14 protein-coding genes are annotated in these 18,122 nt (G+C 76.0%); 7 read left to right on the forward strand and 7 right to left on the reverse strand.

Translation table 11 applies throughout. The annotated features are described in order from the left end of the window. The first annotated feature begins 91 nt into the window (after positions 1-91). From ABZV78_RS10455 to rdgB, 4 genes are read left to right on the forward strand one after another with little or no spacing between them, the layout of a single operon-like run. A complete protein-coding gene (locus ABZV78_RS10455) occupies positions 92-1,231 on the forward strand; it encodes a glycosyltransferase family 1 protein (protein ID WP_355637306.1) in 1,140 nt (379 codons plus the stop codon). Continuing rightward, positions 1,228-2,382 (forward strand): glycosyltransferase, encoded by a 1,155-nt coding sequence (locus tag ABZV78_RS10460; protein ID WP_355637308.1) that lies wholly within the window; start codon positions 1,228-1,230, stop codon positions 2,380-2,382. Before ABZV78_RS10455 ends, ABZV78_RS10460 begins: the two co-directional genes overlap by 4 nt. 56 nt (positions 2,383-2,438) lie before the next feature. After that, the gene (gene rph / locus ABZV78_RS10465; protein WP_355637310.1) at positions 2,439-3,164 is read left to right on the forward strand and encodes a ribonuclease PH; all 726 of its coding nucleotides are present in this window, start codon (positions 2,439-2,441) and stop codon (positions 3,162-3,164) included. After that, entirely contained in the window at positions 3,161-3,778 is a 618-nt protein-coding gene (gene rdgB, locus ABZV78_RS10470) for an RdgB/HAM1 family non-canonical purine NTP pyrophosphatase (protein ID WP_355637312.1), read from the forward strand. Before rph ends, rdgB begins: the two co-directional genes overlap by 4 nt. Before the next feature lie 8 nt (positions 3,779-3,786). Here the strand turns inward: rdgB and ABZV78_RS10475 are convergent, their stop codons facing one another. The 7 genes from ABZV78_RS10475 to ABZV78_RS10505 are packed head-to-tail and all read right to left on the reverse strand — an operon-like array spanning position 3,787 to position 12,953. Next, complete coding sequence (locus ABZV78_RS10475; protein WP_355637314.1) at positions 3,787-5,043, reverse strand: hypothetical protein; 1,257 nt, start codon at positions 5,041-5,043, stop codon at positions 3,787-3,789. A 39-nt stretch (positions 5,044-5,082) separates the two neighbouring features. Further along, the gene (gene hutH, locus ABZV78_RS10480; RefSeq protein WP_355637316.1) at positions 5,083-6,621 is read right to left on the reverse strand and encodes a histidine ammonia-lyase; all 1,539 of its coding nucleotides are present in this window, start codon (positions 6,619-6,621) and stop codon (positions 5,083-5,085) included. Beyond that, entirely contained in the window at positions 6,609-7,886 is a 1,278-nt protein-coding gene (gene hutI / locus ABZV78_RS10485) for an imidazolonepropionase (protein WP_355637318.1), read from the reverse strand. Before hutI ends, hutH begins: the two co-directional genes overlap by 13 nt. After that, entirely contained in the window at positions 7,883-9,235 is a 1,353-nt protein-coding gene (locus tag ABZV78_RS10490) for a formimidoylglutamate deiminase (protein ID WP_355637335.1), read from the reverse strand. The genes hutI and ABZV78_RS10490 overlap by 4 nt, the downstream gene beginning before the upstream one ends. Next, positions 9,232-10,431, reverse strand: coding sequence for an allantoate amidohydrolase (locus ABZV78_RS10495; RefSeq protein ID WP_355637320.1), 1,200 nt, complete (start codon positions 10,429-10,431; stop codon positions 9,232-9,234). The genes ABZV78_RS10490 and ABZV78_RS10495 overlap by 4 nt, the downstream gene beginning before the upstream one ends. After that, positions 10,428-12,092 (reverse strand): urocanate hydratase, encoded by a 1,665-nt coding sequence (hutU, locus tag ABZV78_RS10500; protein ID WP_355637322.1) that lies wholly within the window; start codon positions 12,090-12,092, stop codon positions 10,428-10,430. The genes ABZV78_RS10495 and hutU overlap by 4 nt, the downstream gene beginning before the upstream one ends. A gap of 12 nt (positions 12,093-12,104) precedes the next feature. After that, positions 12,105-12,953, reverse strand: coding sequence for a MurR/RpiR family transcriptional regulator (locus tag ABZV78_RS10505; RefSeq protein WP_355637324.1), 849 nt, complete (start codon positions 12,951-12,953; stop codon positions 12,105-12,107). Between the two features lie 251 nt (positions 12,954-13,204). On the opposite strand from ABZV78_RS10505, the gene ABZV78_RS10510 reads away from it, so the two are divergent. From ABZV78_RS10510 to ABZV78_RS10520, 3 genes are all read left to right on the forward strand, one after another. After that, entirely contained in the window at positions 13,205-15,136 is a 1,932-nt protein-coding gene (locus ABZV78_RS10510) for a trypsin-like peptidase domain-containing protein (protein WP_355637326.1), read from the forward strand. Further along, on the forward strand, positions 15,133-16,938 hold the full coding sequence (locus tag ABZV78_RS10515; protein WP_355637327.1) for a hypothetical protein: 1,806 nt from the start codon (positions 15,133-15,135) through the stop codon (positions 16,936-16,938). Before ABZV78_RS10510 ends, ABZV78_RS10515 begins: the two co-directional genes overlap by 4 nt. 239 nt (positions 16,939-17,177) lie before the next feature. Beyond that, the gene (locus ABZV78_RS10520; RefSeq protein ID WP_355637329.1) at positions 17,178-18,083 is read left to right on the forward strand and encodes a glycosyltransferase; all 906 of its coding nucleotides are present in this window, start codon (positions 17,178-17,180) and stop codon (positions 18,081-18,083) included. Positions 18,084-18,122 lie beyond the last annotated feature (39 nt).

Below are 18,122 nucleotides of genomic sequence, written 5' to 3' on the forward strand. Positions count from 1 at the left end.
ACGCCGGTCGGCGCGCCGCGTTGCCGCAGTGTTCGCCGGCCGGTCAGCGTCCGGTCGCCTGGCGCACCCGTCCGGCCCGCATCCTCGGGCCATGCGGATCGCCATCGTGACCGAGTCGTTCCCGCCGGACGTCAACGGCGTGGCGCACTCCGTCCTCCGGGCCGCCGAACACCTGGTGGCGCGCGGACACGAGCCGCTGGTCATCGCGCCCGCCCCGGCCGGCGGCCGGCGCCGCGAGGTGGACGGGCACGCGTACCCGGTGGTGCGGATCCCCAGCCTGCCGGTGCCCCGCTACCACGGCTTCCGGCTCGGCGTGCCGGGCGCCGGGCTGGCCGGCGCGCTGCTCGGCCACCGGCCGGACGTCGTCCACCTGGCCAGCCCGTTCGTGCTGGGCGCGGCGGGCGCCGCCCTGGCCGCCCGGCACGACCTGCCCACCGTCGCGGTCTACCAGACCGACGTGGCCGCCTACGCGCGGGCGTACCGGGTGGGCTGGGGTGAGGCGGCCGCCTGGCGCCGGCTCCGCGAGATCCACAACTCGGCGCAGCGGACCCTGGCCCCGTCGACCCGGGCCGCCGCCGACCTGATTGCGAACGGGGTCCAGCGGATCTGGCTGTGGCGGCGCGGCGTCGACGCGGAGCGGTTCCACCCGGAGCGGCGCGATGACCGGCTCCGCCAGACCCTGGCCCCCGGCGGCGAACTGCTCGTCGGCTACGTGGGGCGGCTGGCCCCGGAGAAGCGGGTGGACCTGCTGGCCGCGACCGCCGGGCTGCCGGGCGTACGGGTCGTGGTGGCCGGCGACGGACCGGCCCGCCGCCAGCTCGAGCGGGCCCTGCCCGGGGTGCGGTTCCTCGGCGTCCAGCAGGGCGAGGCGCTGGCCCGGCTCTACGCCAACCTCGACGTGTTCGTCCACACCGGACCGCACGAGACGTTCGGGCAGACCCTCCAGGAGGCCGCGGCCAGCGGCGTGCCGGTGGTGGCGCCAGCCAGCGGCGGCCCGGTCGACCTCGTCGAGTCGGGTGTCACCGGGCTGCTGGTGCCGCCGGGCGACGGCGACGCGCTGGCCGCCGCCGTGGCCGAGCTGGCAGCCGACCCGGCGCGCCGGGCCCGGTACGGCGCGGCCGCCCGGGCGGCGGTCAGCCGGCGTAGCTGGCGGGCCGTCGGCGACGAGCTGATCGGGCACTACGAGGCCGTGCTGGCCGGCGCCCCGCTGGCCGGCCGGCTCGCGGCGTGACCGGGCCGGCCGCCCACCCGGCCCGGATCGTCCGGGTGGCGAACTTCGTGACCGGCCGCTCGGGCGGGCTGCGGACCGCGCTGCGCCACCTCGGCACGGGTTACCTGGCCGCCGGCCAGGAGCCGGTGCTGGTGATCCCCGGCGAGCGGTACGGCGACACCCGCCGGCCGTGGGGCCGGGAGATCACCCTGCCCGGGCCGGAGCTGCCGGGCACCGGCGGCTACCGGGTGCTGGCCGACCGCCGGGGGTTGGCCCGGCTCCTCGCCGACCTGGCCCCCGACCGGCTGGAGGTCTCCGACCGGAGCACCCTGCGCTGGACCGGGCGGTGGGCCCGCGAGCACGGGGTGCGCTCGCTCATGGTCTCCCACGAGAGCCTGACCGGGCTGCTCGGCCAGTGGCGGCTGCCGACCGGGGTGGCCCGGCGGGCCGCCGACCGGCTCAACCGGGAGACCCTGCGCCGCTACGACCGGGTCGTCTGCACCACCCGCTGGGCGGCCGAGGAGTTCGCCCGGCTGGACGGGCCGCCGGTGGACCTGGTGCCGCTCGGCGTCGACCTGGCCACCTTCCATCCCCGCCGCGCCGACCCGGTGCTGCGCGAGCGGTACGCCGACCACACCGAGGTGCTGCTGGTGCACTGCGCCCGGCTGTCGGTGGAGAAGCGCCCCGAGCTGGCGGTGGCCGCGCTCGCCCGGTTGCGTCGCGCCGGCGTACCCGCGGTGCTGGTGCTGGCCGGCGACGGGCCGCTGCGGCCGGCGCTGGCCCGGCGCGCGGCGGGCCTGCCGGTGCACTTCACCGGCTTCCTGCCGGACCGGGCGGCGCTGGCGGCGCTGCTCGCCACCGCGGACGTGGTGCTGGCCCCCGGGCCGGTGGAGACCTTCGGCCTGGCCGGCCTGGAGGCCCTGGCCTGCGGCACGCCGGTGGTGGCGAACGCGGCCAGCGCGCTGCCCGAGGTGATCGGCCCGGGCGGGCTCGCCGCCTACGGCACCCCGGCGGCGCTCGCCGCGGCCGTGGTCCGGCTGCTGGACCGTCCCGAGGCGGACCGCCGGGCCGCCGCCCGGGCCCGGGCCGAGGAGTTCGGCTGGCCGGCCGCGGTGGCCGGTTTCCTCCGGGCGCACGGCGTCGACGCCGGTCCGGTGCCGGCGGCCGGCTGACCGGCTTCCCGGGCACCCGGGGCAGGTTCGATCACGGCACCGCATAAGGTGCAGGCATGGCGCGACCTGACGGGCGGCGGCCCGACCAACTCCGACCGGTGACCCTGACCCGGGGCTGGAGCACCCACCCGGAGGGCTCGGTGCTCGTCGAGTTCGGCGCGACCCGGGTGCTCTGCACGGCGAGCGTGACCGAGGGCGTGCCCCGCTGGCGCAAGGGCTCCGGGCTCGGCTGGGTGACCGCCGAGTACGCGATGCTGCCCCGGGCCACCAACACCCGCTCCGACCGGGAGAGCGTCAAGGGCCGGGTCGGCGGCCGGACCCACGAGATCTCCCGGCTGATCGGCCGCAGCCTGCGGGCCTGCGTCGACCTCAAGGCGCTCGGCGAGAACTCGGTGGTGCTCGACTGCGACGTGCTCCAGGCCGACGGCGGCACCCGGACGGCCGCCATCACCGGCGCGTACGTGGCGCTGCACGACGCCGTGACCTGGCTCGCCGAGCGCAAGGCCCTGGCCGGCCGGGTGGAGAAGGTGATGCACCGGTCGGTGGCGGCGGTCAGCGTCGGCATCATCGCCGGCGAGCCGCGACTCGACCTCTGCTACGAGGAGGACGTGGCGGCCGAGGTCGACATGAACGTGGTCTGCACCGGGACGGGTGACTTCGTCGAGGTGCAGGGGACGGGCGAGGCCGGCGTCTTCGCCCGGGAGCAGCTCGACGCCCTGCTCGACCTGGGCGTGGCGGGCTGCCTGGAACTGGCCGACGCGCAGCGGAAGGCGCTCTCATGAACACCGTGCTCCTGGCCACCCGCAACCGGAAGAAGCTCGTCGAGCTCCAGCGGATCCTCGACGGCGCGCTCGGCGCCCACCGGATCGCCCTGCTCGGCCTGGACGACGTCGAGGAATACCCGGAGCTGCCCGAGTCCGGCCTGACCTTCGGCGAGAACGCGCTGATCAAGGCCCGGGAGGGCTGCCGGCGGACCGGCCTGCCCACCATCGCCGACGACTCCGGCCTGGCGGTGGACGCGCTCAACGGCATGCCGGGCGTGTTCAGCGCCCGCTGGGCCGGCAGCCACGGCGACGACCACGCCAACCTCCAGCTCGTGCTGGACCAGATCGCCGACCTGCCGGACGAGCACCGGGGTGCCGCCTTCGTCTGCACGGTGGCGCTGGTGCTGCCGAGCGGCAAGGAGCACCTGGTCGACGGCCGGCAGTCCGGCCGGCTGCTGCGCACGCCGCGCGGCGACGGCGGCTTCGGTTACGACCCGATCTTCCTGGGCGACGGGCAGGAGCGGACCAACGCCGAGCTGACCCCGGAGGAGAAGGACGCCGTCAGCCACCGCGGCAAGGCGCTGCGCGAGCTGGCCAAGCTGGTGGCGAAGGTGCTACCGCCGGCCGCCTGACCGGCCGCTCAGCGGTGGTGCAGCGTGGTCAGCTCGCCGCCCAGCTCGCGCACGGCCACCCGGTCCTCCACGGCCAGCGCCGTGAGCACCCGCTCCACCTCGGCCAGGGTGGCGTACCGGCCCACCGAGACGGCCGCCTCGGTGTCGAGGTGCTCCACCCAGAGGCCGCCGGGCTCCCAGGCGGCCTGCACGCAGGCGCCGGAGCGGCCCACGCAGGTGAGGCAGTCGTAGCTGGACGGGCGCAGGGACCGAACCCGGGCCAGCAGCTCCGCCAGCTCCATCGGCACGTCCCGGTCCGACCCCTTCGCGTGGTCGCCGGTCACCTCGACGTAGCCGACCGGTGCGGGCACCGGCTGGCCGGCCGGGGGCAGGCCGCGCAGCGCCCGGACCAGCGCCAGTCCGTCGTGCCGGCCCACGGTCAGCTCCGGCATGTCCGGGTCGTCGTAACTGCCGACCAGCGCGTCGCCGCTGCGCCGGACCTCCACCGCGCGGCCCTCCCACTCCAGGCGGACCGGGGCGGCGGCCGGCAGCCACGGCAGCTGCAGGGCGGTGAACCGGCCGGCCGGCACCGGTCCCTCCGCCGGGGCGTGCACGCCGGTCCACCTGGCGAGCAGCTCCACGTCGACGTCGACGTCGTCCGCCACGACGGCGGGTACGGCGGCGAGCCGGCCGATCCGCCGCCGCCGCCACCGCAGCGGCACGTGGATCCGCCGGCCGACCTCCCCGTCCCAGTTGGCCGTCAGCCCGGCGGCCCGCAGCGCAGCCGCCACCTCCGCGCCGATTTCCGCCGCGGACGCTCCCTCGAACGCCCCGTAGGCGAGCCACACCCCCGAGCCTTCGACGCCGCGTTCGGCGTCCTGCCGGTGGTAGAAGGTGTAGCCGCGCGGCTTCAGGCCCCGCCGCGCCTCGGCGCCGATCTCCTCGACTCCGCAGTTCTGGCAGCAGGTGAAGCTCTCCCGGGCCACGATCCTGGCCGCGTCGAGCGCCCGGAACGCGGCGGTGAGCCGGTCGCTGTCGGTCACCTCCGGCCAGGTCTCCTGGTCGGCCAGGTGCGCGGTCAGCTCCTCGGCCACCACCGCCCAGGCCAGGTCCGCGAGCCGATCCTCCCCGGCCTCGCCGTCGAGGTACTCCACCGTCTCGGTGACGATGGCGGCCGCCGGCAGCTCGGCCAGCGCCACCTGCCCGCGTACGAAGGCCCGGATCGCGCCGAGCAGGCTGTCCTCGTCCGGGCCGGCAACCGCCGGCGCGGCGTCGTCGTGGGTCACGGCGGCGAACGCTAGCAGCCGCGGCGACGGCGTCACCGCTCAGGCCAGCGGACCGACCTCGCGCTCGATCGCGGCGCGCAGCTCGGGGCCGCGCACCACCTCGCGGGCCGCCTCCATGAGCGGGGCCAGGAACACGTCCGGGCCCGGCTCGCCGACCGCCCCGCCGAGCGCGGCCAGCGCGGCCCGGCCGGCCGGGGACGGGGTCAGCGGGGCGCGGAGCTGGAGCCCGCGCACGGCGGCCAGCAGCTCCACCGCGAGGAGGCTGGTCAGGTTGTCCAGCACGGTGCGCAGCTTCTTGGTCGCCGCCCAGCCCATCGAGACGTGGTCCTCCTGCATGCCGCTGGTGGGCAGCGAGTCGACCGAGGCGGGGGCGGCCAGCCGGCGGTTCTCCGCGACGATCCCGGCCGCCGTGTACTGGGCGATCATGAGGCCGGAGTTGACCCCGGCGTCGGGGGAGAGGAACGCCGGCAGCTCCCGGGAGCGGGTGACGTCGAGCAGCCGGTCCACCCGGCGCTCGGCGATCGCGCCCACCTCGGACGCGGCGATGGCCAGGTAGTCGGCGGCGAAGCCGAGCGGCGCGCCGTGGAAGTTGCCGGTCGACTCGACCCGCCCGTCCGGCAGCACCACCGGGTTGTCCACCACCGACAGCAGCTCCCGCCCGGCCACCACCTCGACGAAGTCGAGGGTGTCCCGGGCCGCTCCGGCCACCTGCGGCGCGCAGCGCATCGAGTAGGCGTCCTGCACCGCGTGCGCCAGGTCGTCGCGGTGCGAGTCCATCACCGCCGAGTTCTGCAGCAGCTTGTGGATGTTCGCGGCCGAGGCGGCCTGGCCGGGGTGCGGCCGGATGGCGTGCAGCTCGGGCAGGAACGGCCGCTCCGAGCCGAGCATCGCCTCGATGGCCAGCGCGGCGGTCACGTCCGCCATGGCGAACAGGTGCCGGGCGTCGTGGATGGCCAGCAGCAGCATGCCGAGCATGCCGTCGGTGCCGTTGATCAGCGCCAGCCCCTCCTTGGCGGCCAGCTCCACCGGCTCCAGCCCGACCCGGCGCAGCGCGTCGCCGGCCGGGATCCGGCCGCCGGCCGGGCCGAGCACCCAGCCCTCGCCGAGCAGCACCAGCGCGCAGTGCGCCAGCGGCGCCAGGTCGCCGGAGGCGCCGAGCGAGCCGTGCTCCGGCACCCACGGGGTGACCTCGTGGTTGAGCAGGTCCACCAGGGCCTCGGCCACCAGCGGGCGGACCCCGGAGCGGCCGAGGGCGAGCGAGCGCACCCGCAGCAGCATCATGGCCCGCACCACCTCGCGGGGCATCGGCGCGCCCACCCCGGCGGCGTGCGAGCGGATCAGCGCGTGCTGGAGCTCGGCCCGCCGCTCGGGCGCCACGAAGGTGTTGGCGAGCGCCCCGAACCCGGTGGAGACGCCGTACACGGGCCGGCCGGCGGCCTCGATGCCGTCCACGATGGACCGGCTGGTCGCCATCGCCTCCACGGTGGCGGGGTCGAGGACGACCTTGGCGGTGCCGCGGGCCACGGCGAGCACGTCGGCGGGGGAGATCCCGGTGGGCTGGATGACTACGGTCGACATTGCGGCACTCCGTTGTGCAGAACCTGGCGGATCAAGGGAACGCCCGGCCGGTAGGCCAGGTGCAGGTGGGACGGGGCGTCGAGGATCATCAGGTCGGCCCGCGCGCCCCGCGCGAGCCGCCCCACGTCGTTGCGGCGCAGCGCCGCCGCACCGCCGGCCGTCGCGGCCCACACCGCCTCCGCCGGGGTCATCCGCATCTCGCGTACGGCGAGCGCGATGCAGAACGGCATCGACGACGTGTACGACGACCCGGGGTTGCAGTCGGTCGCGAGGGCCACGGTGACGCCCGCGTCGAGCAGCCGGCGCGCGTCCGGATAGGGCGACCGGGTGGAGAACTCGGCGCCGGGCAGCAGGGTGGCGACGGTGGCGGTGTGCAGGCCGTCCGGGCACATGCAGTCGACCCGGCTCGACGCCAGCGCGTCGATGTCGGCGTCGGTCAGGTGGGTGCAGTGGTCCACGCTGGCCGCGCCGAGTTCCACCCCGAGCTGCACGCCCGGCCCCGGGCCGAGCTGGTTGGCGTGCACCCGCACGCCCAGCCCGACGGCCTGCCCGCAGGCGAGGATCGCCCGGGCGTGGTCCACGTCGAAGGCGCCCCGCTCGCAGAACACGTCGATCCAGCGCGCGTGCGGCGCGGCGGCGGCCAGCATCGGCCCGCACACCATGCCCACGTAGTCGTCGGGGCGGTCGGCGTACTCGGCGGGGACCACGTGCGCGCCGAGGAAGGTGGTGTCCTTGGTGAACTCCGCGGCGATCCGCAGCGAGCGGGCCTCGTCGGCGACGGTGAGGCCGTACCCGCTCTTGATCTCGACGGTGGTGGTGCCCTGCCGCATCGCCTCGCCGCGCAGCCGCCGGACGGTGGCCCGCAGCTCGTCGTCGGAGGCCGCGCGGGTCGCGCCGACGGTGGTGCGGATGCCGCCCCCGGTGTAGGGCTCGCCGGCCATCCGGGCGGCGAACTCCGCGGCCCGGTCGCCGGCGAAGACCAGGTGGGCGTGGCTGTCCACGAAGCCGGGCAGCACGGCGCCGCCCTCGGCGTCGATCCGCCGGTCGGCGGCCGGCGCGTCCCGGGCCGGCCCGACCCAGGCCACCTGCCCGTCCTCGACCAGCACGGCGGCGTCGCGTCGGAGTCCCAACGGGTCGCCCGCCCGGGGGTCGTTGGTGACCAGTTCGCCGATGTTGTCGACGAGCAGGCTGCCGGAGTTCCGCACTCCCGGCCGGAGCCGGTCGCCGGGCCGCACCGGCCGCTCCGGGAAGCCGTTGGCGCTCATGACGTCACCTCCGCGATGGCGGCGCGCAACTCGGCCGGCACGTCCACGGTCAGGTGCCGGCCGTCGGCCACCACCGTCCGCCCGTCGACCACCACGTGCGTCACGTCGGCGGCGGTGGCCGCGAAGAACGCCCCGACCGGCGGCACCCCGGCGGTCCGGGCGCTGTCGAGCCGGACCGTCACCAGGTCGGCCCGGTCACCGACCGACAGCCGGCCGGCGTCGCCCCAGCCGAGCGCCGCGTGCCCGGCGACGGTGGCCGCGCCGACCAGCTCGGCGGCGGCGAAGTGCCCCCGTCTGCGGGTGCGCAGCCGCTCGTCCAGCTCGACCGCGCGGGCCTCCTCGAAGAGGTCCACCACGGCGTGGCTGTCGCTGCCCAGGCTGAGCGGGCTGCCCGCCTCGGCCATCCGCCGGGCCGGCCCGATCCCGTCGGCCAGGTCCCGCTCGGTGGTGGGGCAGAGACACACCCCGGTCCGGCTCTCCCCGAGCAACGCGACGTCGGCGCTGGTCGGGTGAGTGGCGTGCACCGCCGTGGTGTGCTGGCCGAGCACCCCGTGCTCGGCCAGCAGCCGGGTCGGGGTGCAGCCGTGCACGGCCCGGCAGGCGTCGTTCTCGGCCGGCTGCTCGGAGAGGTGCACGTGCAGCGGCACGCCGTTGCGGTCGGCCCAGCCGGCCACGGTGGCGAGCTGCTCGGCGGGCACCGCGCGCACCGAGTGGATGGCCGCGCCGACCCGGGCGTGGTCGTCCTCCGGGCGGAACGCGTCGACCCGCTCCGCCCAGCGCAGCGCGTCGCCGTCGCCGAACCGGCGCTGCGTCCCGACCAGTTCCGCGCCGTCCACGCTCGCGGTCAGGTAGGCCGTGTCCAGCAGGGTGAGCCGGATCCCGGCGTGCGCGGCGGCCTCGACCAGCGCGGCCGACATCGCGTTCGGGTCGGCGTACGGCTTGCCCTCCGGGCCGTGGTGCAGGTAGTGGAACTCACCGACGCAGGTGATGCCGGCGAGGGCCATCTCGGCGTACACGGCCCGGGCCAGGGCCAGGTAGGAGTCGGGGTCGAGCCGGGCGGCGACGTCGTACATGACGTCCCGCCAGCTCCAGAAGTCGCCGCGCCCGCCGTGGGTGCGCCCGCGCAGCGCCCGGTGGAAGGCGTGCGAATGGGCGTTGGCCAGGCCGGGCAGGGTGAGCCCGGGCAGGCGGGCCGCGTCGCCGAGCACCTCGACCCCGGCGGCGGGCGCGCCGCCGCCGACCAGCGGGGTGACCGCGGTGATCCGCCCGCCCTCGGCCTCGATCAGCACGTCGGGGGTGGGCTCGGCGTGGTCGGGCAGCCAGGCGTAATCGGCCAGCCAGCGGGTCAGCGGCATGCCAGCTCCTCCAGCACCCGGGCCAGGGCGGTCACCCCGGCGGCGCAGTCGGCGTCGGTGGCGGACTCGGCGGGGGAGTGCGACACCCCGGTCGGGTTCCGCACGAAGAGCATCGCGGTCGGCAGGTGCGCGGCCAGCACCCCGGCGTCGTGCCCGGCCCCGGTGGGCAGCACCGGCGCGTCGAGCAGGGCGGCCAGCCGGTCGGCCAGCCCGCCGTCGAAGGCCACCAGCGGGGTGGCCGACTCCTGGGTGCAGGTCAGCTCGGTGCCGTCCCGCCGCGCCCGCTCGGCGGCCTTGGTCCGGACCGCCTCGACCAGGCCGTCCAGTGTCGCCGGCTCGGCCGCCCTGGCGTCCAGCCAGCCGGTCACCCGGGACGGGATGGCGTTGGTGGCGTTCGGCTCGACGGCCACCCGGCCCACGGTGGCGTGCGCGTCGCGCAGCCGGGCCTCCTTGTTCGCCGCGAGCACGGTGAACGCGTAGGTGAGCATCGGGTCGCGGCGGTCGGCCATCCGGGTCGTACCCGCGTGGTTGCCCTCGCCGGTGAAGTCGAAGCGCCAGCGGCCGTGTGGCCAGATGGCGCTGGCCACCGCGACCGGCGCGCCGAGGTCGACCAGCGCGCGGCCCTGCTCGACGTGCAGCTCCACGAAGGTCGCGAAGCGGCCGAGCAGGCCGGGGTCGGCGCCCGCCGGCCGGTCGCCCAGCGCCTCGGCGAAGCTCACCCCCGCCGCGTCGCGCAGCCCGGCCGCGCGCTCCACCGCGATCTCGCCGGTGAGCAGCCGCGACCCCAGGCAGGGTACGCCGAACCGGCCGCCCTCCTCCTCCACGAACGCGGCCACCGCCACCGGCCGTACCGGGGTGACCCCGGCGGCCCGCAGCTCGTCCACGGCCAGGAACGCGCTGACGATGCCGAGCGGCCCGTCGTACGCCCCGCCGTGCGGCACCGAGTCGAAGTGGCTGCCGGTGAGCACGGCGTCGCCGGCCGCCGGGTCGCCCCACCAGGCGAACAGGTTGCCGTTGCCGTCCTCGGTGACCGGCATGCCGCGCTGCTCGGCCTGCTCGCGGAACCAGGCGCGCAGCGCGAGCTCCGGCTCGGTGAGCGCGTAGCGCAGGTAACCGCCGCTGCCGGCGTCCCGCCCGACGGGGGCGAGCTCGTCCCACAGCTTGCGGAACCGGACGGCCAGGTCGGTCACGCCGTGCCCTCCGTGCCCTCCGTCATGGGGACCCGGACGCCGGTGCGCTCGGCGACCTCGCGGGCGTCGTCGTAGCCGGCGTCGACGTGCCGGATGACGCCCATGGCCGGGTCGTTGGTGAGCACCCGCTCGATCTTCTGCCCGGCGAGAGCCGTGCCGTCGGCCACGCAGACCTGCCCGGCGTGGATGGACCGGCCGATGCCGACGCCGCCGCCGTGGTGGATCGACACCCAGGACGCCCCGCTGGCGGTGTTGACCAGCGCGTTGAGCAGCGGCCAGTCGGCGATCGCGTCGGAGCCGTCGGCCATCGCCTCGGTCTCCCGGTAGGGGCTGGCCACGCTGCCGCAGTCCAGGTGGTCCCGGCCGATCACCACGGGCGCGCTCAGCTCACCGGAGGCGACCATCTCGTTGAACCGCACCCCGGCCTTGTCCCGCTCGCCGTAGCCGAGCCAGCAGATCCGCGCCGGCAGGCCCTGGAAGGCGACCCGCTCGCCGGCCATCCGGATCCACCGGGCCAGGGACTCGTTCTCCGGGAACAGGTCGAGGATGGCCCGGTCGGTGGCCGCGATGTCCCTGGGGTCGCCGGAGAGCGCGGCCCAGCGGAACGGGCCCTTGCCCTCGCAGAACAGCGGCCGGATGTAGGCCGGCACGAAGCCGGGGAAGTCGAAGGCCCGCTCGTAGCCGGCGAGCTTCGCCTCGCCACGGATCGAGTTGCCGTAGTCGAAGACCTCGGCGCCGGCGTCGAGGAAGCCGACCATCGCCTCGACGTGCTTGGCCATCGAGGCGCGCGCCCGGTCGGTGAACTCGGCCGGCTTCGTCGCCGCGTAGTCCCGGGCGTCGGCCAGCTCCACCCCCTCCGGCAGGTACGACAGCGGGTCGTGCGCGCTGGTCTGGTCGGTGACGATGTCGATGGCGACGCCCCGGCGCAGCAGCTCCGGGAAGACCGTCGCGGCGTTGCCGACCACACCGACGCTGAGCGCCCGTCGGTCCCGCTTCGCGGCGAGCGCCCGCTCGACCGCGTCGTCCAGCGAGTCGGCGATCTCGTCCAGGTAGCGGTCGTGCGCCCGGCGCTCCAGCCGGCTGCGGTCCACGTCGACGATGAGGCAGGCGCCGCCGTTCATGGTGACCGCCAGGGGCTGCGCCCCGCCCATCCCGCCGCAGCCGGCGGTCAGCGTCAGCGTCCCGGCCAGCGAGCCGCCGAACCGCTTCTCGGCCACCGCCGAGAACGTCTCGTAGGTGCCCTGGAGGATGCCCTGGGTGCCGATGTAGATCCAGGAACCGGCGGTCATCTGCCCGTACATGGTCAGGCCGAGCGCTTCGAGCCGGCGGAACTCCGGCCAGGTGGCCCAGTCGCCGACCAGGTTCGAGTTGGCCAGCAGCACCCGCGGCGCCCACTCGTGGGTCCGCATGACGCCCACCGGGCGGCCGGACTGCACCAGCATGGTCTCGTCCTCGCGCAGGTCGGTCAGCGTCCGGACCAGCGCGCGGTACGACGGCCAGTCCCGGGCCGCCTTGCCGGTGCCGCCGTAGACCACCAGGTCCTCGGGGCGCTCGGCCACCTCCGGGTCGAGGTTGTTCATCAGCATCCGCAGCGCGGCCTCCTGCGGCCACCCCTTCGCGGTGCGTGCGGTGCCGCGGGCGGCGCGGACGGGCTGGTGCATTTCGTACTCCTCTCAGCCGAGGAACAACTGACGACGGGTGGCGGACGACTCGAACGCCTCGAGCCGGGCCTGGGTTTCGGCGGGGGTGGCGTCGCAGATCGCATGGAGCACCACCATGGCCAGGGTCATGGGGGCGGTGTGCAGGTCGAAGACCAGGTCGGTGCCGACGGCGGCGGGGAGCACCACCTCGGCGTGATCGGTGGCCGGGCTCACCGGGGAGTCGGTGATGGCCACGACGGTCAGCCCGGCGTCCCGGGCCTCGCGCAGCGCGTCCAGGGTCTCCCGGGGGTAGCGGGGCAGCACGAAGGCGAGCAGCGCGCCCGCCCCGGCCGCGGCGGCCTGTTCGAGCCGGTCGGCGAGGAGGCTGCCGCCGTCGTCGAGGACCCGCACGTCCGGGTGCACCTTCGCGGCGAAGTACGCGAAGTACGCCGCGAGGGGAGCGGCGGCGCGCAGCCCGAGCACCGGCAGCGGGCGGCTGGCCGCGAGCAGCCTGCCCACCTCGGCGATCCGGCCCGCGTCGGCGAGTTGCCCGGCGAGCCGGTCGAGGTTGCCCATCTCGGCGTGGACCGCCCGCTGGAGGGCGTTGCCGGCGTCGACCGGGTCGGCGGCCCCGGTGGTGGTCAGTTCGCGCACCCGGCGGCGCAGCGCGGGGTAGCCGTCGTGCCCGAGCGCCATGGCGAACCGGGTCACCGACGGCTGGCTGACCCCGGCCAGCTCGGCCACCTCCGCCGCGGACAGGTACGCCGCCGCGCCCGCCTGCTGGACCAGGCAGTGCGCGATCCGGCGCTGGGTCGGTGTGAGCCGGACGCCGTGGAAGAGGTCGAGCAGGCGGTCGGTGGGTGCCGCGCCGCTTTCATTCACGGCCTGACTCTATGCATGAAAACTTTCAGAGCGCAACCTCCGGCCTGTCGCCGGCCGCCGACCCGGCGCCGGCGGCCGCCGACGGGGGCACGGTCCACATGCGACCAGAGGTCCTGGCTGGTCGGCGCCGGTGGGCCGGATGTCGGTGCCGCGGTGGCCTTCCGTCCTGCGGGCGGGCGGTGACCGGAGGGCAGAGTCGCGGGCGTGGTCTCTGTACTATCCGCACGGCGGGTGAGCAGAGGAGTCGTGGGATGCAGCCGGTTGGTCCGTACAGGTTCACCGAGGCGCTCGGCGTCTGCCAGGTGGGCACGGCGTGGTGGGCCATCGACGGGCAGGACCGGCTGGTGACCGTGGCGGTGCTCGACGGCGCCGCGGCGACGGACCAGCCGTGGCGGGAGGCGTTCGCGAACGCCGCGAACGCGATGGCCCACGCCCAAGGTGGACTGCGCTACGTCAACGCCGACTTCGCCGGCCCGCGGCCATGGGTGGCGTACCCCGCGGAGGAGGGGATGGGCGCGCAGCGCCTGTTCCAGAACCTCGGCATGGACCTGCACCCGGCGGAGGCGCAGGCGGACATCCTGATTCCGGCCGCCGGCACGGTCACCGAGCCGCCGCGGCAGGTCTCCGCGGCGCCGATCTCACCGAGCCCCACCTCCGGCCCCCCGCAGCTGCCGTGGGCCATGCACGCCGCCGTGCCGCAGCAGCAGGGCGCGATTCCGCCGCAGCAGACCCCGGTGCCGCAGCAGGCCGTCGCGCCGCAGCAGCCGGCCCCGGAGCCGGTGCCGACCTCGCCCGCCCCGGTCGCGATGCCCGTCTCGGTCCCGCCCGCCGACCCGTTCCACCAGCCCGTACGCCGGATCCAGCCCACCGAGTCCGGCGCCCGCGGCGCGGGGCGGGGGGCCGCGCTCTGGCTCGCCGTCGCCGCGCTCGCGCTCGGCATCGTCGCGGCGGTCGGCGGGGTGGGCGTGACCGCGGCCGGCGGCGGCGACGACCCGGGCACGCCGGCCCCGGTCGACGCCTTCCCGACCGCCGCCCCGGCGGACCCCGGCCTGACGCCGTGGAGCCAGTTCCCGCCGTCCAGCCCGCAGGAGCGGGCCGTGGCCGTCGCCGGCCCGTCGCTGGTCTTCTTCGAGGCCGTCTTCACCGGTTACCTGCGCGACAAGGTCAGCAAGGCGCCGCTACGGGCCGCGCCGATCGTCTTCAACCGGCGGTGCACCGGGTTCGTCGTCAAGGGGGACGGCCACGTCCTGACCAGCAGCTCCTGCGTCAAGCCGGACGAGGAGTTCGCGCGGCGGATCGCGCTCGACGGGGCGGCCCGGATGATGGTCCGCGAGGGCAGGCTCACCGCCGCCCAGGTCCAGGGCTACATCACGGCCAACCTGGAGAAGACCCTGTTCACCGGCGTCGACCCGGGCACCGAGCCGAGCAGCCAGCTGTACGCCCAGCTCACCGAGGCCAAGGGCAACATCACCGAGGACAAGGCCGTGCCGGCCCGGGTGGTCGCGGCGCAGACGGCCGCGACGGGCAACGTCGCGCTCGTCAAGCTCGACCGGAGCAACCTGCCGGCCGTGGAGCTGAACCCGGGCGCCGCGGTCACCGAGAGCGGCAAGCTGCTGATCCTCGGCTTCGGCGCCGACGACACCGACCCCCGCGTCGCCACCTACCTGCCCCGGGCCAAGGAGGTCAGGATCGCCGGCACCGGCCGGCGGGGCGCGGCGTCGATGTGGCGCCTCGCCGACGACATCGGTGGCACCTCCTACGGCGGCATCGCCGTCGACACGGCCGGGCGCGTGATCGGCATGCTCGACCAGGACCTCGCCCGCCCGGACCGGGCGAACCGCGTGGTGCTGCCCCCGGCGGCCTTCACGGAGCTGCTGAGCGGCGCCAACGTGACCCCCGGCCTCGGCGACTCCGACAAGCTCTACCGCGAGGGCCTCGACGCGTACTTCACCGGCCGGTTCCCGGCCGCCGTCGAGCGGCTCGCCACGGTCGCCGAGGGGGCGCCGGAGAACCGGATGGCCGAGGCGTACCGGCAGAACGCCGCCAACCGGCAGCAGTTGGAGGGCGGCACCGAGGCGGCCGAGGCGCCGCAGTGGGCCCGGTGGCTGCTGGCCGGCGCCGGCACCGCGCTGGTGCTCGTGCTCGCGCTGCTGGTCGCGGCGCTGGTCCGGCGGCGCGGGTGAGCGCGGACGCCGCGACCCCGGTCACCCGGCGTCCCGTCGGCGACCCCCGCTCGTCCCGGCTGTCACACCTGCTCTCGATCGCCATCGTGGTGGCGGTCGGGGCGCTGCTCGTGCACGTGCTCTTCGAGACCTGGGCGCAGGTCCTCACCGGACCCACCAGCGCCGACCCCCGGGTCAACCTGGACACCGCCGCGCAGTGGCCCAAGCAGCTCAAGACCGGCCTCTACGCGGTGCTGGCGGCGCTCACCGCCGTGAAGATCGTGGTGGACCGGCTGTGGCGGCGGTTCCGCACCGCGGCCGATCTCGCGCTGGTCGTGCTCGGCCTGGTCATGGTGCTCGCCGGCCTGGTCAACGACTCCTCGATGAGCCTCATGGGCCAGGCGCTCTTCGTCTACTTCCGGGGCGTGCTGGTCTTCTACGCCCTGCGCGCGGCCGACCTCCGGCCGGAGCAGGTCCGCCGGCTGCTGCTCGTGGTGGCCGCCGTCGTCGGGCTGAACGTGCTGCTCGCGCTCGTGCAGATGGTGGTCGGGACGCCGGCGTACCGGGCGCTCGGCTGGGTCGACCTGACCTGGGCCGGGCAGAGCCGGGCGCAGGGCCTGCAACCGCACCCGAACCACCTGGGGCACCTGCTCGGGCTCACCCTGCTGGGCTTCATCGCCTGGGTGGCGGTGCACCCGCGGGTCCGCTTCGCCTGGTGGGCGGTGGCCGGGGTGGTGGCGCTGGCACTGTCCGCGAGCCAGTCCCGGGAGTCGCTGCTGGGCGTCCTCGCCGCCGCCGTGGTCATCGCCGTCCTGGTCCGGGGCAGCGCCCGGCGGGTCCTCACGGTCTGCCTGATCCTGGTGCTCTGCACGGTGGCGCAGATCGCGGCCCGGCCCGACAACCGGGCCGAGTGGGAGCGCCGGATCGGCAACGCCTTCTCCGGCTTCCACCACCCGGCCGGCAGCGAACACCGGGCCACCCCGACCGCGCCGTCGGCCTCCGCCCGGCCGCCGTCGCAGGCCGCCGGCCCGTCGGCGTCCGCCCGGCCGCCGTCGGCCACCGCCCGCCCGTCGACCTCCGGCCGCCCGCCGTCCGCGACGGCCCGCCCGTCGGGCTCCGCCCGGCCGTCGAACGCCGCCACCCCCACGCCCTCGCCGGCGCCGGTACGCGAGATCCGGGTGCTCTACCTCCAGCAGGCCGCCGACATCCTGCCCCGGCAGCCGCTGCTCGGCTTCGGCATCGGCCAGTTCGGCGGCGTGGTCGCGGAGAAGAACAACCCCGACTGGCACAAGAACCCGAAGTTCGGGCCGGAGGGCTTCCGCCGCTACGGCTTCCAGGCCGTGCAGATCGACTCGTTCTGGCTGCACCTGGTGATGGAGAGCGGCGTCCTCGGGCTCATCGCGTTCCTCGTCTGGCTGTTCTTCGTGACGCGGCCGCTGCTGCGGGCGACCCGCCGGCCGGCCCGCACGGCCAGCCACCGGGGCCCGCCGTCGGCGGCGGTGGTCTGGGGGATCGGCGCGATGCTCTTCGCCGTCCTCGTCGCCTTCCTGTCGCCGGCGTTCGAGGATCCGCTGCTGCCGGCTCTGCTGTGGACGATCGTCGGCCTGGCCTGGTGGTCGTGGCGCCGCTCGCGCGAGGCGGAGGCGTCGCTCTACAACGCCGCCACGGCCATGCTCCCGGTGGTCCGCGATCCCTCGGACGTCCGCGACCGCGACACCGACATCCTCGCCACCGACGACATCCTCGCGCTGGCGAGACGGGTGCGCAGGCCCGGCCCGGACGGCCCGGCGACGGCGACCCGGGGCGACGACCCCGGGAGATGAGACCCACCCGTCCGGTGGTTCCAGGACACGGGCGCGCCTGCGTACAATCCTGATGCCTGGCAACAGGCCGTGACCGTAGAGTGTCTCACCGGAGTGGTCGTCCGGTATGGACCGGTCGACCCGACCTCGCTATGACAGACGCACACGGGGGTGGCGCCAGACATGGGAACACGAGATCGCACGCCGACAGGGGGCCGGGCGGTCACGCCGACCACGGCCGCGGCACGTCACCGCCGTCCATGATGGCCGCCTCGCCCGCCGCCCCGCCGCAGCCGCTGGGTGACGCCGTTCCGCGTCCGCCCCTACCGCACACTCCGGCGCAGCCGGCCGTCGACCCGTACGCCGTTGCGGCGCCCCCGACGACCCCGGCCATCTCCGTCTGCATCGCCGTCCGGAACCGGCCGGCCCTGCTGGTCAAGTCCGTCCGCAGCGTCCTCGACGGCACGTTCGACGACTACGAGGTGGTCATCGTCGACGACGGTTCGACGGTGCCGGTCCAGGAGGGGCTGGCGGCGGCCGGCCTCCTCGCCGACGAGCGGATCCGGCTGGTCCGCCAGCGCCCCTCGGGGATCAGCGCGGCCCGCAACACCGCGCTCAAGGTGGCCCGCGGCCGCTACGTCACCGTGCTGGACTCCGACGACGAGTTCGCCCCGGACGGCCTCGCCCGCATCCACGAGGTCCTCCAGCGCACCGGTGCCCGCTGGGTCTACACCGACTACGAGGAACTCACCGCCACCGGCGGCCGGGTCATCCGGCTGCCGGCCTACCGGTCGCCGCGGCGGATGCTGTGGGCGGTGCTGAGCCGTCCGCGCCTGCCGTTCAAGCACTCCGGCATGTCGATCGAGCGGTCGGTGCTCACCGGCATCGGCGGCTACGACGAGAACACGCCCATCAAGGTGGACGTCGAGCTGGTCCTGCGCGCCCTCGCCGGCGGGGTGGCCCTCGTGCACCTGGCCCACCCGGTCGTCCGGTTCCACCGGCACGCCGACAACATCAGCCGGCGCCGCGTCGCCGGCCTGCGGGTCTGGTACCGGCTGATCAACACCTACAGCCGGCCCCGGATCCCGGGCCTCGCGCTGACCCTCGTGGCGCTGCGCGCGCTGAGCGAATTCGGAAAGGCGCTGGTCACCGCCCTGGGGCGGTGACCAGCGGTGGCCGAGACCCGCGCCCGAGGCGCCCGCCCG

It is taken from the genome of Micromonospora sp. NPDC004540 (assembly GCF_040610095.1).
Lineage (GTDB): Bacteria > Actinomycetota > Actinomycetes > Mycobacteriales > Micromonosporaceae > Micromonospora.